17 protein-coding genes are annotated in these 15,641 nt (G+C 73.1%); 10 read left to right on the top strand and 7 right to left on the bottom strand.

The genetic code is table 11. From position 1 onward, the window contains the following. Positions 1-22: 22 nt before the first annotated feature. Complete coding sequence (locus AB0O00_RS04220; protein ID WP_363648555.1) at positions 23-898, bottom strand: polysaccharide deacetylase family protein; 876 nt, start codon at positions 896-898, stop codon at positions 23-25. Between the two features lie 257 nt (positions 899-1,155). Here AB0O00_RS04220 and AB0O00_RS04215 point away from each other — a divergent pair, with 257 nt between their 5' ends. Next, complete coding sequence (locus AB0O00_RS04215) at positions 1,156-2,016, top strand: SAM-dependent methyltransferase (protein WP_363648554.1); 861 nt, start codon at positions 1,156-1,158, stop codon at positions 2,014-2,016. 78 nt (positions 2,017-2,094) lie between these two features. Here AB0O00_RS04215 and AB0O00_RS04210 read toward each other — a convergent pair whose 3' ends face one another. After that, the gene (locus tag AB0O00_RS04210) at positions 2,095-2,964 is read right to left on the bottom strand and encodes a DNA-formamidopyrimidine glycosylase family protein (RefSeq protein ID WP_363648553.1); all 870 of its coding nucleotides are present in this window, start codon (positions 2,962-2,964) and stop codon (positions 2,095-2,097) included. Between the two features lie 164 nt (positions 2,965-3,128). Here AB0O00_RS04210 and AB0O00_RS04205 point away from each other — a divergent pair, with 164 nt between their 5' ends. From AB0O00_RS04205 to AB0O00_RS04190, 4 genes are all read left to right on the top strand, one after another. Beyond that, entirely contained in the window at positions 3,129-3,572 is a 444-nt protein-coding gene (locus AB0O00_RS04205; RefSeq protein WP_363648552.1) for an SRPBCC family protein, read from the top strand. A gap of 106 nt (positions 3,573-3,678) precedes the next feature. Then, positions 3,679-4,341, top strand: a complete 663-nt coding sequence (locus AB0O00_RS04200) for a hypothetical protein (RefSeq protein WP_363648551.1) — start codon at positions 3,679-3,681, stop codon at positions 4,339-4,341. Positions 4,342-4,452: 111 nt separating this feature from the next. Next, positions 4,453-5,244, top strand: coding sequence for a thioredoxin domain-containing protein (locus AB0O00_RS04195; protein WP_363648550.1), 792 nt, complete (start codon positions 4,453-4,455; stop codon positions 5,242-5,244). Further along, the gene (locus AB0O00_RS04190; protein ID WP_363648549.1) at positions 5,241-5,855 is read left to right on the top strand and encodes a vitamin K epoxide reductase family protein; all 615 of its coding nucleotides are present in this window, start codon (positions 5,241-5,243) and stop codon (positions 5,853-5,855) included. Before AB0O00_RS04195 ends, AB0O00_RS04190 begins: the two co-directional genes overlap by 4 nt. Positions 5,856-5,906: 51 nt before the next feature. On the opposite strand, the gene AB0O00_RS04185 is transcribed toward AB0O00_RS04190, so the two are convergent. The 3 genes from AB0O00_RS04185 to AB0O00_RS04175 are packed head-to-tail and all read right to left on the bottom strand — an operon-like array spanning position 5,907 to position 8,847. After that, a complete protein-coding gene (locus AB0O00_RS04185) occupies positions 5,907-6,905 on the bottom strand; it encodes an adenosine deaminase (RefSeq protein ID WP_363648548.1) in 999 nt (332 codons plus the stop codon). Between the two features lie 44 nt (positions 6,906-6,949). Further along, entirely contained in the window at positions 6,950-8,266 is a 1,317-nt protein-coding gene (locus AB0O00_RS04180; protein WP_363648547.1) for an MFS transporter, read from the bottom strand. Continuing rightward, positions 8,263-8,847 carry a helix-turn-helix domain-containing protein gene (locus tag AB0O00_RS04175; protein ID WP_363648546.1) on the bottom strand — a complete coding sequence of 195 codons (585 nt, stop codon included), beginning with the start codon at positions 8,845-8,847 and terminating at the stop codon, positions 8,263-8,265. The genes AB0O00_RS04180 and AB0O00_RS04175 overlap by 4 nt, the downstream gene beginning before the upstream one ends. Positions 8,848-9,036: 189 nt before the next feature. Here AB0O00_RS04175 and AB0O00_RS04170 point away from each other — a divergent pair, with 189 nt between their 5' ends. Then, positions 9,037-9,318, top strand: coding sequence for a DUF6158 family protein (locus AB0O00_RS04170; protein ID WP_329929523.1), 282 nt, complete (start codon positions 9,037-9,039; stop codon positions 9,316-9,318). 143 nt (positions 9,319-9,461) lie between these two features. Further along, positions 9,462-10,850 carry an NADP-dependent succinic semialdehyde dehydrogenase gene (locus tag AB0O00_RS04165; RefSeq protein WP_363648545.1) on the top strand — a complete coding sequence of 463 codons (1,389 nt, stop codon included), beginning with the start codon at positions 9,462-9,464 and terminating at the stop codon, positions 10,848-10,850. 34 nt (positions 10,851-10,884) lie between these two features. On the opposite strand, the gene AB0O00_RS04160 is transcribed toward AB0O00_RS04165, so the two are convergent. Together AB0O00_RS04160 and AB0O00_RS04155 are read right to left on the bottom strand one after the other, a co-directional pair. Then, complete coding sequence (locus tag AB0O00_RS04160) at positions 10,885-11,169, bottom strand: hypothetical protein (RefSeq protein ID WP_363648544.1); 285 nt, start codon at positions 11,167-11,169, stop codon at positions 10,885-10,887. Positions 11,170-11,302: 133 nt separating this feature from the next. Further along, positions 11,303-12,274, bottom strand: a complete 972-nt coding sequence (locus tag AB0O00_RS04155) for a Ku protein (RefSeq protein ID WP_363648543.1) — start codon at positions 12,272-12,274, stop codon at positions 11,303-11,305. 93 nt (positions 12,275-12,367) lie between these two features. On the opposite strand from AB0O00_RS04155, the gene AB0O00_RS04150 reads away from it, so the two are divergent. From AB0O00_RS04150 to AB0O00_RS04140, 3 genes are all read left to right on the top strand, one after another. Next, positions 12,368-12,589, top strand: a complete 222-nt coding sequence (locus AB0O00_RS04150) for a hypothetical protein (protein ID WP_363648542.1) — start codon at positions 12,368-12,370, stop codon at positions 12,587-12,589. Positions 12,590-12,844: 255 nt separating this feature from the next. Next, complete coding sequence (locus AB0O00_RS04145; protein ID WP_363648541.1) at positions 12,845-14,296, top strand: amino acid permease; 1,452 nt, start codon at positions 12,845-12,847, stop codon at positions 14,294-14,296. Between the two features lie 259 nt (positions 14,297-14,555). Beyond that, a partial coding sequence (locus AB0O00_RS04140; protein ID WP_363648540.1) for a helix-turn-helix transcriptional regulator occupies positions 14,556-15,641 on the top strand: 1,086 nt, incomplete at its 3' end.

Below are 15,641 nucleotides of genomic sequence, written 5' to 3'. Positions count from 1 at the left end.
CCGCACCGGCCGACATTCGCGCTCAGTTCGGCGGCGCGGTGAAGAAGTACCCGGAATCGACCAGCACCGGCAGGTACGCCTTGATCGCCGCCACCGTCTGCGAACGGTCCCCGCCGCCGTCGTGGTTGAGCACGATCGAGCCGGGCCGGACGTCCTTGAGGATGGTGTCGACGATCGCCGACGTCCCGGGCCTGGCCCAGTCCCGCGGGTCCACCGACCAGGCCATGTTCCGCAGCCCCAGGTCGGCGGCGATCCGCAGCGAGGCGTCCGACCAGTCGCCGCCGGGCGCGCGGAACCAGGTCGGCTGCCGGCCGGTGGTCTTGAACAGCACGTCCGAGGTGCGCTCCAGCTCGTCCCGGACCTTCGCGTCGGACAGGTGCCGCAGGTCCGGGTGGGTCCAGGTGTGGTTGGCGATGTGGTGCCCGCGGTCCGCGATCTCCCGCACCAGCGCCGGGTGCTGGACGGCGTTCTCCCCGATCAGGAAGAACGTCGCCCGGATCCCGTACTTCTGGAGCAGGTCGAGGACGGTCGGCGTGTACCGCGGATCCGGGCCGTCGTCGATGGTCAGCGCCACGACCTTCCGCGAAGGGTCCAGCTCGTACACCGGCTTGCCCTCCGCCTGGGTGAGCACCTTGTGCACCGGCTGGACGGGCTGCGCGGCCTGCGCGCTCGGCGAGCCCGTCGCGGTGGGCGAGCCCGTCGCGGTGGGCGAGGGAGCCCCCGACGGGGTCGCGGTCGGCGCCGTGCTCGCCGAGGCCCACTGCGAGGGGGACCCCACCGGAGCGGCCCCGACCGCACCCGCCTCCGCGGCGTCGGGGACGGGCGCCGGGGGCGGGTCCGCGCCGTCGAACGGGTTCTGGCAGCCGGCCGCCCCGAGCAACGACATGCCGGCCGCCATCAGCAGCAGCCTGCGCGAAGGGGCACGGGATCCGGGCGCGGGGTTCGAAGTGATCTGAGCAGTAATAAGACGATCTGACAGCATGTTGGATGCTTCCCCCGCCCGTCACCCCCGCTCCCGGTCGGCACCCCCGACGGACCGGATCACCACTCCGACGGCCCAAGGCCCCCAGCTCCCCCGCCGGACGCACGGGTTCCATTCGGGACCGCTACGCTGGCCCCCTCCAGTGTGATGATCTGCCATCAGAGGACGTGGCCATGACGACAAGTCAGGACTCCCCGGACCGCAACCGGCACGAGGACGAGCCCGCCGAGCTGAGCCAGTGGGAACGTTTCGGCGTCGACACAACCACGCCGCACTCGGCCCGGGTCTACGACTACTGGCTCGGCGGCAAGACCAACTTCCCGCCCGACCGCGCCATGGCCGAGGCCATCGAGCAGGCCGTGCCCAGCATCAAGGAGATGGCCAAGGCCAACCGCGCCTTCCAGGGCCGGGCCGTGCGCCACCTCGCCCGCGAACACGGCATCCACCAGTTCCTCGACCTCGGCACCGGCATCCCGACCTCGCCCAACACCCACGAGATCGCCGAGCAGGTCAGCCCCGGCACCCGGGTGGTCTACGTCGACAACGACCCGATCGTGCTCGCCCACGCCCGGGCCCTGATGGTCTCCGGCGAGACCAGCCGCACCACCTACATCCACGCCGACCTGCGCAAACCCGAGGAACTGCTCAGCGACCCCGCGCTCACCGCGACCCTCGACCTCGACCGGCCGGTCGGCCTGCTCATGATCGCCGTACTGATGCTGATCGCCGACGAGGACGACCCGTGGGGCCGGGTCGCCGCGCTGCGCGACGCCCTGCCCTCCGGCAGCTGCCTCGCGCTCACCACCCCCACCCAGGACTTCGACCCGGTGGCCGTCGGCCAGGTCACCGAGGCCGCGCGCGCCGGCGGGATGACCCTCGTGCCGCGCACCCGCGACGACGTCGTGCGCTTCTTCGACGGCTGGGACCTCGTCGAGCCCGGCGTCGCCCCCGTCCTCGCCTGGCGCCCGGACGGCCCGCCGCCGGCCGACCCGTTGGCCGCGTACTACTGGGGCGGCGTCGCGATCAAGCGCTGAGCCCCGGCGCCCGCACCCGCACCCGCCCGCGTCCCCCCTCCGCACCCGCACCCGCCGGCGTCCCGGCTGCCGCACCGCTCACTTCAGCAGCCGGGACAGCCGCCGGTCCGCCAGCGGCTTCCCTCCGGTCTGGCAGGTCGGGCAGTACTGCAGCGAGGAGTCCGCGAACGACACCTCGCGCACGGTGTCCCCGCACACCGGGCACGGCTGCCCGGTGCGGCCGTGCACCCGCATCCCGAGCTTCTTCTCCGCCTTCAGCTCGCCGGCCGCGAGCCCGCGCGAGCGCTCCACCGCGTCGCGCAGCGTGTCGCCGAGCGCCTCGTACAGCCGCGCCGTCTCCTCCTCGGTCAGGCTCGCCGCCAGCTTGAACGGCGACATCCGGGCCGCGTGCAGCACCTCGTCCGAATAGGCGTTGCCGACGCCCGCCAGCACGGTCTGGTCCCGCAGGACGCCCTTGATCTGCCGCCGCTCGCCGCTCAGCAGCGCGGCGAAGGACTCCGGCGTGAAGCCCGGGTCCAGCGGATCCGGCCCGAGCCTGGCCACTCCGGGCACCTCGGCCGGGTCCCGCACGACGTGGACGGCGAGCCCCTTCTTCGTCCCCGCCTCGGTGAGGTCGAAGCCGTCCCCGGCCTCGCCCGCCAGGCGCACCCGCAGGGCGAGCGGGTTCTTCGGGCCCGGGTGCGGCGGCTCGGCGGGCAGGGCGTCCTTCCAGCGCAGCCACCCGGCCCTGGCCAGGTGGATCACCAGGTGCAGCCCGCCGGCCTCGATGTCCAGGAACTTGCCGTGCCGCGCGACCGACCCGACCGTCAGCCCCTCCAGGGCCGTGACCGGCGGGTCGTACGTCTTCAGCGCGCTGATCGCCACCGGCTGCACCCGGGCGACGACCCGCCCGGTCAGCCGCTCGCGCAGGAAGGCGCACAGCGCCTCGACCTCGGGCAGCTCCGGCATGCGCCCAGTCTCCCGCACGGCCCCGCTCCCCGCGCCCCGGCGGGTGCGCCCGCGTGCGCTCTTTGCCCACCGCCGCTCCGAGGCGCAGGCTGGAAACACCCCACGATCAGCCGTCGGAGCGATCAACCGGCGGAGCGAGCAACCGCAGGAGGTCCGGTCTCGCCATGAGCACTCTGGAGGAACAGATCGACCTGGCCGTTCCCGTCCTCGCCGCCTGGGAGCAGCTGCACCGGGTGCACGACTACCCGCAGTTCGTCGACGGGGTGCGCAGCGCGTACCCGCACGGGCGGAACCTCGCCCACCTCGGGGTGGCGATCGGGGGCGCCGAGCGGGACGTCGAGACCGAGATCACCGACCGCGGCCGGGGCCGGGTGATGGCCTGGCGCACGCTCGACGGGGTGCGGCTGCGCGGCGCCTTCGCGCTCCTGCCGATCGACGCGGGGCACACCCGGCTGCAGATCCGGGTGGAGTACGAGCCGGAGGCGGTGCACGAGGCCTTCGGCGGGCCGCGCGGCTTCGCCCAGGCCGGGGCGATCGAGCGGGCCGTGCGGGGCGACCTCGAACACTTCCGGGAGCTGGTCGAGGCCCGCGTCGCCGCCGCCCTGTGATCGCGTAAGGACGGCATAAGCCCAGCTCAGCGCCCATGGTGAGGCTCCCCACAGGGGGCCCGCGGCCGGACCGTTCGGGTTTCAACCTGTGGCAGACTCGGGTGCGATGCAGTACTCGGGCCCGGTCACCAGGACGCTCCGCGCGGCGGTCTTCGCCGCGCTGCTCGTGCTGCTCGCCGGGCTCGGCCAGGTGCTGGTCACCGGCCGTCCGCTGCCCACCGGCACGCTGGCCGTCGCCTCCGCCGCCGTCTTCGCGGTGGCCTTCGCGCTCGCCGGCCGCGAGCGCGGCTACCCGGCGGTCGCCGCGGTGTTCCTGCCGCTCGAACTGGGCGTGAGCGCGCTGTTCGGCTACGCCCAGGCGAGCTGTCCGACCATGCCGCCCGGTGGCGGCCGCGGTTTCGAGCCGCTGCTGTGCGGCGGCGGATCCCTGGGCGGCCTCCTGCTCGGGCACGACTTGTCCCCGAACACCGGGCTCGCCCTGCTCCTGCTGCTGCACACGGCGATCGCCCTGGCCGGCGCGTTCTGGCTGCGCCGCGCGGACGCCGCGCTGGCCGGCCTCGCCCGCTCCGCCCGGATGCTGGGCGAGCTCCTGCAGCGGCACCTGCCGGCCGCCGCCCGTCTGCTCCCGCTGCTCGCGGCGCCCGTCCCGGCCCGTCCGGTGGTCCGGGTGCCGTTCCCGCGGGCCAGCCGGGGCCGCGTCCCCGCCGAGGACGTCGTCCTCGGCCCCGCCGTGCGGCGCGGTCCGCCGGTGTTCGCCCCGGCCTGCTGAGTAGCCCCAGCAGCCCTCTCGCGCGGAACGACCCGCGCGCCCGCCCTTCCGCACGCCCGCGCGCACTCCTCCGCGTGCTCGCGAGCATCCGAGAGCACAGGACGACACCTCATGAGCAACTCCCGCAAGACCAGCACCAAGACCTCCGCCACCGAGCGCATGCGCGTCGCCCGCGAGCAGGCCGAGCGCGCGGACCGGGTCCGCCGCCGCGTCGTGGTCGGCGCCGCCTCCGTCGCCCTGCTCGCGATCGTCGGCGGCGTGGCGTTCGCCGTGAGCGGCTCCTCCGGTTCCTCCGGCAGCGCCGCGAACGGCCCGCTGGTCGTCCCGGCCAACGCGGGCGGCACCGACGGCACCGTGATCACCTACGGCAAGGCCGACGCCCCGCACACCCTGGAGATCTACGAGGACTTCCGCTGCCCGTTCTGCGAGCAGCTGGAGACCACCACCGGCACGGCGATCCAGCAGCTCGCCGACGCCGGCACGTACAAGATCGAGTACCACCTGGCGACGTTCCTCGACAACAACCTCGGCGGCAAGGGCTCGCGCACCGCGCTGGCCGCCGCCGGCGCCGCGCTCAACGAGGGCGTGGACAAGTTCAAGGCGTTCCACGACGTGCTCTACAAGAACCAGCCCGACGAGCGCACCGACGGCTTCGGGGACACCAACAAGATCCTCGACCTGGCCGGCCGGGTGCCGGGCCTGAAGACCGACGCCTTCGTCAAGGCCGTCCAGGACGGCACCTACGCGCCGTGGGCGGCCAAGGTGAACGAGGAGTTCAACAAGAGCGACGTCACCGGCACCCCGACCGTCAAGCTGGACGGCAAGAAGCTGGACGTCCTCACCGGCGGGAAGGCCGTCAGCCCCGAGCAGTTCACCGCGATGGTCAAGCAGGTGACCGGGTGACGGCCGCCCCCGCCGCGCGGACGTACGGCGCGAGCCGGCCGTTCGCCTGGCTGCTGCTGATCGGCGGCGCGCTCGGCCTGTTCGCCTCGGCGGTCCTCACGCTGGACAAGCTCCGGCTGCTGAAGGACCCGTCGTACGTCCCCAGTTGCAACATCAACCCGATCATCAGCTGCGGCTCGATCATGCGCAGCGAGCAGGCCGAGGCCTTCGGCTTCCCCAACTCGCTGCTGGGCCTGGCCGGTTTCGCCGTGGTGGTGGCGATCGGGGCGGGCCTGCTCGCGGGGGCGGCGTACCGGCGCTGGTTCTGGCTGGGCCTCCAGGCCGGGACGGTCTTCGGGATCGGCTTCGTGACCTGGCTGATGTACCAGGCGCTCTACCGGATCGGCGCGCTCTGCCCGTACTGCATGGTGGTGTGGGCGGCCATGATCCCGCTGTTCTGGTACACGACGCTGCACAACCTGCGCTCGGGCGTCATCCCGGTCGGGCGCGGGCTGCGGCCGGTGGTGCGGGAGTTGGCGCGCTACCACTGGGTGGTGCCGGCGCTCTGGTACGCGGTGATCGCGCTGCTGGTGCTGAACCGCTTCTGGTACTACTGGAGCACCCTGCTCTGACGTACCGCGCCTCCGCCCCCTCGATCCCGGGGGCGGAGGCGCGACCGGCCGTCAGAACTCGACCGGCGGGAAGGTGAACGCGGCCACCTCGGCCAGGAGTTCGGCCTTCCGCGCGTCGTCGACGAAGGACGCCCGGAAGGAGTTCGCGGCGAGCAGCCGCAGGGTCTCCGGCTCCAGGGCCAGGGCCTGCTGGACGGCCCGGAAGTTGTCGTCGACGTAGCCGCCGAAGTAGGCCGGGTCGTCGGAGTTGACGGTGACCAGCAGTCCGGCGTCCAGCATCTCCCGCAACGGGTGGTCGGCGAGCGTGTCGACGCAGCGCAGGCGGACGTTGGAGAGCGGGCACAGGGTCAGCGGCACCTGCTCGCGGACCAGCCGGGCCACCAGCTCGCCGTCCTCCAGGCAGCGCAGCCCGTGGTCGATCCGCTCGACGCCGAGCACGTCCAGCGCCTCCGTGACATACCCGGCCGGCCCCTCCTCGCCCGCGTGGGCGACACGGCGCAGCCCCGCCTCGGCCGCCCGCCGGTACACCTCCCGGAACTTGGCCGGCGGGTTGCCGACCTCGGCGGAGTCGAGCCCGATGCCCGCGATCCGGCCGAAGTACGGGCGCGCGGCCTCGAAGGTCTCCAGCGCGGACTCGGCGGACTCGTCCCGCAGGAAGCACATGATCAGCTGCGTGCTGATGCCGTACCGCTCCTCACTGCGCCCGAGCGCCCGGGTGAGCCCGTCCACGACGACCCCGATCGGCACGCCGCGCGCGGTGTGCGCCTGCGGGTCGAAGAAGATCTCCGCGTGCCGCACCCCCTGCTCCGCGGCCCGCGCGAGGTACGCGTCGGCGAGGTCCGCGAAGTCCTCCTCGGTGCGCAGCACGGCCATCAGCGCGTAGTACAGGTCCAGGAAGGACTGCAGATCACTGAACGAGTACGCCTCGCGCAGCTCCTCGGTGTCGGCGTACGGCAGCACGACACCGTTGCGGTCCGCGAGCGCGAACGCGAGCTCGGGCTCCAGCGTGCCTTCGATGTGCAGGTGCAGTTCGGCCTTGGGAAGGGGCATGAGCGATCCGTCCGCGCGGTTCCTAGGGAAACGAGGGATTCATCCTACGTCTCACGTCGAGGCTCGATGATCACGGCGTGCCCGGTGGGAAGCTCCCGGACGGTGCGCAACGGCGACACCAACGGCAGCAGCCCACACAGCGCCAGCAGCCCTGTCATGACCCACATCGCAGCGCGCAGCCCGAGGACGGCAGCCACCCCGCCACCGGCGAGGGCGCCGAGCGGGATGGTCGCGTGATTGGCGAACATCGAGGTCGCCGCGACCCTGCTGAGCAGGGCGGACGGGGTGTAGGACTGCCGGAAGCTGCCGAGCACGACGTTGCAGAAGACGACGCCCGCGACCATCACCAATGAGCCCACCAGGTAGAGCACGATGCCGGGGCCTGGCGCCGCGAGCGGCATCAGCAGCCCGAACGGTGCGACGGCCAGCAGCACGATCCGCACTCCGCGCGCGCTGCCGAGGCGCCGGCACAGCGGGCGGGCCGCCAGAGCGCCCAGCACGCCACCGAACGCGGCGACCGAGGCGATCCCGCCGACCCAGCCCGGGGCGACCCCGGCCTCCCGGACCAGGAACAGCACGTTGACCGCCTGGTAGCCCATGAGCCCGAAGTTCGCCGCCGCGCCGTACAGCGTGAAGGACCGCAGGTACGGGTCCCCGAGGAGGAAGGCCAGGCCCTCGCGGACCTGGGTGCGCAACGGCCCGGCCGCGTTCGTGGCGGCCTGTTCCACGTCCTCCCGCGGGCGGACGAACAGCAGCGTGACGGTCGCGACCGCGAAGGTCATGGCGTCGGCGAGCAGCCCGGCTGCCGCCCCCAGCGTCTGGACGGTCAGTCCCGCGACGCCCGGTCCGGCGACCCGGGCAGCCTGGGCACTGCCCTCCAGCTTGGCGTTGCCCTCGATCAGGCGCTCAGGCGTGACGAGTTGGGGCAGGTACGCCGCGTACGCCGCCTCGAAGAAGACGGACGCGACGCCGGCCAGGAAGGCCACCACCAGCAACTGCGCCAGGGTCAGCACCCCGAACCAGCCCGCCACCGGCACACTCGCGAACAGCACCGCCGACGCGACGTTGCAGCCGATCATCACCGCCCGCCGCGACACCCGCCCCACCCACACCCCGGCGGGCAGACCGACCAGCAGCCAGGGCAGCCAGACCGCGGCGGTCAGCAGGCCGGACGCGATCGGGCCGGCGCCCAGTGTCACCACCGCGACCAGCGGCAGCGCGACGGAGGTGACACTGCTGCCCAGCTTGCTGACGCTCTCGCCCGCCCAGAGGAGCCGGAAGTCGCGGTCCGCCAACAGGCCCCAGCGCGACCGGAGTTCTACCGCTGCCCGGTCCGCGGCAAGCTCGACGTCGGCCGTCACGGCTGCGCCGGGACGCTGTGGGCGAACGCGAAGACGGGCTCGCGCTCCCGGCCGTCCTCGGGCACAGGCCGTGCCGCCCACTTCTGAAGCACGGCGGTCAGGTCGACGGCCAACTCCCTGGCCTCCTCCGGGGTGAGCCGCAGCCACGTCTCGGTGGCCACCGAGCAGCCGTCGCGCCACTCGGGCCCGTAGGCGTGCCGCTGCGCGAACCACTGCCGCACGAGGGCGGTCTGGCGCTCCAGGAGAAGCGATCCGGCAGCGTCGGCCACGGCCTCGCGGACCGGGTCGTCCTCGAAGTCGGACCGCGCCCAGCGCAGTTCCGCCGCCGTGAGCCGCCACCAGCGCTCGCGCCGGTCCCGGGCGAGTTCGGGCACCTCCTCGATCAGCCCGCCGCCCGCCAGCACCTTCACGTGGTGGCTGACGTTGCCCACCGCCTGCCCCGTGCGCTCGGCGAGCCGCCCGACGGTCGCCGGGCCGTCCACCTTGAGGACATCGAGCAGTCGGCGGCGCACCGGATGAGTGATGGCGGCGAGGACGCGGGCGTCGAGGACCTGCCGGAAGTTCTCGGGTTCGTCGGTCATGCGAGGAGCATATGAACAAGAGCTCTTGTGCGACAAGAGTTGTACGATATCTCTTGTTCATTTCGTCCACGCCGTGTGCAGTGCCCTCCGCGAGGCGCCCCGAGATGCCGCCGGTCGGCCGAACGCGTGTACTGGAGCGGGTAGCCGGGCACCGGGTACAAGGGGGGCATTTGCCGAGGAGGTACGGACATGCGGCACGCCACCGCCCCGCAGCTCAGGCCCGAGGGCGTTTCTCCGCACGCTTTGGGCAACGACACCCTGCTGCACGAGCTGGAACAGCTGCACCGCACACGCCACGAGACGTTCCTGTACGGCTCCGAGGAGGCGCTCAAGCGCCACACGCTGCGCACCGGCCAGCTGGAGGCCGAGTACCTGCACCGCTTCCCGAACCGGCTGGTGACGGCCGGCCGCACCCGGGCCGGGGCCCGGGCGCGCGAGGCGGCGGCCCGGGTGGAGTCGCTGCCCGAGTAGCCCGCTCCCGGCCGTCCGCGCGCACCGCCCGGCAGGACACGCCGGGCGGCGGTGGCGTGCCCGGGGACGGCCGGTCGGGCAGGTTTGGGCACAGGCCGTTCCCCGCGACCCGCGAGCCACCCCGAACCCCTGGGAGTCCCCGCATGCCCATCGCCAGCATCAACCCCGCGACCGGCGAGATCCTGCAGACCTTCGAGCCGCTCGACGCGGCCGGCCTCGACCGGCGCCTGGCCCTCGCCGAGGCCGCCTTCCACAGCTACCGGACCACCACCTTCGCCTCCCGCGCCGCGCTCCTGCGCCGCGCCGCCGACCTGCTCGACCAGGACCAGGAGGCGATCGCCCGCACGATGACCGAGGAGATGGGCAAACCTCTCACCGCAGCCAGGGCCGAGGCCGCCAAGTGCGCGAAGGCGATGCGCTGGTACGCCGACAACGCGGAGGCGCTGCTCGCCGACGAGCACCCGGCCGCGGCCGACGTCGCCGACTCCGGCGCCGCCCGCGCCTACGTCCGCTACCGCCCGATCGGCGCCGTGCTGGCCGTCATGCCGTGGAACTTCCCGTTCTGGCAGGTGATCCGGTTCGCCGCGCCCGCGCTGATGGCGGGCAACGTCGGCCTGCTCAAGCACGCCTCCAACGTGCCCCGCACGGCCATCGCGCTGGAGGAGCTGTTCCGCCGGGCCGGCTTTCCCGAGGGCTGCTTCCAGACCCTGCTGATCGGCTCCGGTGCGGTCGAGGGCGTGATCCGGGACCGCCGGGTGGCCGCCGTGACCCTCACCGGCAGCGAGCCGGCCGGGCGCGCCGTCGCCGCCGCTGCGGCCGACGAGGTCAAAAAGGCCGTCCTGGAGCTGGGCGGCAGCGACCCGTACGTCGTCATGCCGTCCGCCGACCTCGACGCCGCCGTCCGCACCGCCGTCCGGGCGCGGGCGCAGAACAACGGCCAGTCGTGCATCGCCGCCAAGCGCTTCATCGTCCACACCGACGTCTACGACGCCTTCACCACCGGCTTCACCGAGGCGATGAGCGCGCTGCGGGTCGGCGACCCGATGGACGAGGCCACCGACGTCGGCCCGCTCGCCAGCCGCCAGGGCCGCGACGACCTGGAGGAGCTCGTCGAGGACGCGCGCACCCACGGCGCCCGCATCGAGTGCGGCGGCGGGCGCCCCGACGGCTGGGACACCGGGTACTTCTACGAGCCGACGGTGCTCACCGGCATCACCCCGGCCATGCGGATCCACCTGGAGGAGACCTTCGGCCCGGTCGCCACCGTCTACCGTGTCGCCGACCTGGACGAGGCGGTCGCGCTCGCCAACGACACGCCGTTCGGGCTGAGTTCCAACGTCTGGACGACGGACCCGGCCGAGCAGGAGCGCTTCGTGCGCGACATCCAGGCGGGCGGGGTGTTCTTCAACGGCATGACGGCCTCCCACCCGGCGCTGCCGTTCGGCGGCGTCAAGCGCTCCGGCTTCGGGCGGGAGCTGTCCGGGCACGGGATCCGGGAGTTCTGCAACGTCACCACGGTGTGGATCGGCTGAGCCCGCCCGGATCCCGTACCTCCGTGGGCCGGGGTCAGGCGGCCATCCGGTGCCTGCCCCGGCCGGGCGTCGTCATCCAGCGGGCGACGACGCCCACCAGGGCGAGGAACGTCAGGGCCCAGAAGACGGCCATCACGGCGAGCACGACCTCCTGGGACACCTGCACCGCGACCATGCAGAGGCCGATCGACAGCGCGACCATGAGCGTCACGGCGGTCGGGCTGAGGCTCAGCAGCCAGTGCCAGGCGCGGTGGCCCAGGGTCGGGTCCGCCGGAGCGTCGGGGCCGGTGTCGAGTTCCTTGTAGGTCAGCAGGTCCATCGGGATCGCCTCCCGTTCGGTCGGGGAAATCGGGAATTCGGGGGAGTCAGGGAATTCAGGGGAATCGGGGATTCCGGGAAGGGGGACTGCATCGGGCAGGGGACTACCCGGTCCGCAGCCCTCCCCGCACGGCCTACGAGGCCCTGCGGGTGGCCGAGGTCTTGCGCGCGGTGGTCTTGCCGGTGGTCGTCTTCTTCTCAGCGGCCTTCGGCTGCGCCGCCGCCTTCGGGCTCGCGGACGCCGCCTTCTTCGCCGTAGTGGCCCGCTTGCGCGGCGGCGCGGGCCCTTCCTCGCCCGCCCCGCCGTCGCCGTCGCCGCCGTGCGCGACCTTGGCCTGCTTGAGGCTGCTGCGCAGCGCCTCCATCAGGTCGATCACGTTGTCGGGCGCCTCGCCCGGCTCCTCCTCGTGCGGGATCTCGACGCCCTCGAGCCGCGCCTGGACGACCTGTTGCAGGGCGAGCTGGTAGTCGTCGTGGAGCTGGGAGAGGTCGAAGTCCTCCGACAGGGTCTCCATCAGCGACCGCGCCATCTTCAGCTCCTGCGGCCGCACCTTGACGTCCTCCTCCGGCGCGATCCCCGCTGCCGGGCGCACCTCGTCCGGCCAGATGCAGGTCTGCAGCACGAGCGTGCCGTCGTGCACGCGCAGCACCGCGGGCGACTCCCGGGTGCGCAGCGCGATCTTGGTGACGGCGATCTGGCCGGAGTCGACGAGCGCGTCGCGCAGCAGCGCGTAGGGCTTGGCGGCGCCCTTGTCGGCGACGCCGACGTAGTAGGCCTTGGAGAACATCAGCGGGTCGATCTCGGCGGCGTCGACGAAGGCCAGCACGTCGATGATCTTCTTGCTGGGCAGCGGGAGGTCGGCCAGGTCCTCGTCGGTGAGGGTGACGGTGCGGCCGTCGGGAGACTCGTAGCCCTTGGCGATCTCCGCGTACGGGACCTCCTTCTCCTCCCGTTCGCAGTACCGCTTCATCCGCACCCGTCCGCCGTCCTTGGCGTGCACCTGGTGCAGCGGGACGTCGTGCTCCTGCGTGGCCGAGTACAGGTGAACGGGGATGCTGACCAGCCCGAAGCTGATCGTCCCCTTCCAGGTGGTCTGCATGGGCATGAGGGCCACCCCTTCCGGAGAATCCCACTCTGCCCGGATTTGCCCCGTTCGGCCACACCGGGTCGACAATGGCCCGGAGGAGGCGAGGTGCCGATGGCCGTCGACGGACGGGAGCACTGCGCGCCGCCGCCGGAGCGGACGACGTACCGGGTGGCGTACGCCGTCCGAGGGGAGCCCGGGGTCCGGCGGGCCGAGGTGGCACTGCTCCCCGGCCACGCATGCGAGAGCGACATCCCCCGGATCCTCGCGGCGCGCCTCACCGGGCGGCCGGCGGACGCGCACCGGATCGTCGTCCTGGAGCTGCGAGAGGCGTAGACCTCCTGCCCCGGAACACCCCCTCAGCGCCTGACGCTGCGTCAGATTTGAGGCTTCCATGCCACTTCCGTGCCCCATTTGCACCCGCTCTGACCTGCGCTTTCTCGTCCGCTTACCGAACAGTTATCGAGGCCTTGTTCCGATACTCGGGCGTAGAAGTTAGGTTGCACCGCAATGCGCGGGTCTGTCCCCACAACCCTCCGGCGAGACGAGCCGAGGGTCACACCGCGCGGGAAAGGCAAAAGGGCACCCTTGATGAGTGCGGACACCACCAAGCCGGCGACGACATCGGCGAAGGTCCCCCACCAGGCGGGACCGCACGGGCACGGCGGGCACGGCGGCGACGGCCACCTGAAGGCCGGGCTCAAGAACCGCCACCTGTCGATGATCGCCATCGGCGGCGTGATCGGCGCCGGCCTGTTCGTCGGCTCCGGCGCGGGCATCGCGGCCACCGGCCCCGGCATCCTGCTCTCCTACGCGCTGGCCGGCCTGCTGGTCGTGCTGGTGATGCGGATGCTCGGCGAGATGGCCGCGGCCGACCCGCAGAGCGGCTCGTTCTCGGCGTACGCGGACCGCGCGCTCGGCCGCTGGGCCGGGTTCACCATCGGCTGGCTGTACTGGTTCTTCTGGGTCGTGGTGCTCGCGGTCGAGGCGACCGCCGGCGCGAAGATCCTCAACCAGTGGATGCCCGGCGTGCCGCAGTGGGCGTTCGCGCTGATCGTGATGGCGGTGCTCACCGCCACCAACCTCGCCTCGGTGTCGTCCTACGGCGAGTTCGAGTTCTGGTTCGCCGGGATCAAGGTGGTCGCGATCGCGGCGTTCCTGGTGATCGGCATCCTCGCCGTGTTCGGCCTGCTGCCCGGCACGCACTCGGTCGGCACCACCAACCTCACCGGCCACGGCGGCTTCCTGCCGCACGGCGTCGGCGCGGTCTTCACCGGCATGCTCACCGTCGTGTTCGCGTTCATGGGCAGCGAGATCGTCACGCTCGCCGCCGGCGAGTCCGAGGACCCGGAGAAGGCCGTCACCAAGGCCACCAACAGCGTGATCTGGCGCATCGGCGTCTTCTACCTGGGCTCGATCCTGCTCGTCGTCACCCTGCTGCCGTGGGACTCCGCCGAGGTCAAGGCGAGCCCGTACGTCGCGGTGCTGAACCACGTCGGCATCCCGCACGCCGGCCAGGTGATGGACGCGATCGTGCTGACGGCCGTCCTGTCCTGCCTCAACTCCGGGATGTACACGGCCTCCCGGATGGCCTTCTCGCTCGGCCAGCGCGGCGACGCGCCCAAGGCCTTCGCGACCGTCACCAAGCGCGGCGTGCCGCAGGTCGCGATCCTGTCCTCGGTGGTGTTCGGCTTCGTCGCCGTCTTCTTCAACTACACCTCTCCCGACACGGTGTTCGCGTTCCTGCTGAACTCCTCCGGCGCGGTCGCGCTCTTCGTGTGGCTCGTGATCTGCGGCACCCAGCTGCGGATGCGCAAGATCATCGAGCGCGAGATGCCCGAGCGGCTGACCGTCCGGATGTGGCTGTACCCGTACCTGACCTGGACCGCGATCGGCATGATCGGGTTCGTGATGGCGTACATGTTCACCGACGAGGACGGGCGCAAGCAGATGTACCTGTCGCTGGTCGCCGCGGCGATCGTGCTCGTCGCCTCGGCCGTGGTGGGCCGCCGGCGGCGGGCAGCGGTGGCGGCGGATTCCTGAGCCGTCCGCGCCGCGCGTGAGGAACACCGGGCCCGGGAGCCGTTGCGGAGGCTCCCGGGCCCGGCGCGCATTGCGGGGTCGAGGTGACCGTGCTGGAGGCCCCCGCCCTGACCGGGCGGTCGTTTGACGGGTCTACGTCAATGGGGATACCTGGGCATGGCGCTCCCCCTCAGAGCGCACCCCCACGTCACCGGGAGCCCACGTGCCGCTCCTCCCTGCACCGACCCCTGCCCCCACCCCTGCTTCTGCCCCCGTCCCCGTGTCCGCCCGGCTGCGCTTCGGCCACCGGCTGCGGTACTGGCGCGAGGTCCACGGCCTCAGCCAGGCCGAACTCGGCCGCCGGCTCGGCTATGACGACTCGCTCATCAGCCGGATCGAGAACGCGCGCCGCTGGCCGCCGCCCGGCCTCGCCGCCCGCGCCGACGACCTGCTCGGCACCGGCGGCGAGCTCGGCGAGCTCTGGCAGCCCGTGCGGCAGGAGCGCGAACACCTCGGCGCCCTCGGCCCGCTCGGGCCGGACGGGACCGCCGGCACCATCCGGCCCGACGCCGCCGCCCTCGACGTCCTGAGCGGCCTGCTGACCGTCTACCGCGCCGCCGTCGCCCACATCGGCGGCGACGACCTGACCGCCGTCCTCCAACACCACACCCGCGTCCTGGCCGGCTGGCGGCCGGACGCCCGCGTCCTCTCCCTCGCCGCCCGCTACGCCGAGCTCGCCGGCTGGACCCACTTCGACGGCGACCGCCCCGCCCGCGCCCTCGCCTGGTACGGCCGCGGGCTCGCCTGGGCCCGCGCCGCCGAGGACCGCGCGGCCGTCGCCGACCTGCTCGCCCGGCAGAGCTCGGTGCACTGGTGGCGCGGCGACCCGACGACCGCGCTCGCCCTCGCCGGCGCCGCCCGTTCCGCCGCACTCCTCCTGCCCGGCCGACCCGGCGTCCAGGCCTGGGCCGCCCTCGCGCAGGCCCACGCGCACGCCTGCGCAGGCGCCGCCGCCGACGCCCTGCGCGCCCTCGCCACCGCCGAGCTGCTGACCGAGACGGCCCTCGACTCGGGCGAACCGAGCCCGTGGCTCGCCCGCGCGCACCTCGTCCTGACCGTCGCCCACGGGACGTGCCACCGCGACCTCGCCGCGAGCCTGGACCGCCCGGCCCACGCCCGCAGCGCCGTGGCCCACCTGAGCACCGCGCTCACCCAGCTGCCGCCGTCCACGCACCCCCACGACCACGCGCTCGTCACGGCCCGCCTGGCCGCCGCCCACGCCCACGCGGGCCGGCCGGAGGCGGCCACCGCCCTCCTCACCCACCTGCCGCCCACCCCGACCGGCCGCATCGCCCAGGAGGAACAG

It is taken from the genome of Kitasatospora sp. NPDC093558 (genome assembly GCF_040683475.1).
Lineage (GTDB): Bacteria > Actinomycetota > Actinomycetes > Streptomycetales > Streptomycetaceae > Kitasatospora.
This window is presented reverse-complemented; position numbering and strand designations above follow the sequence as displayed.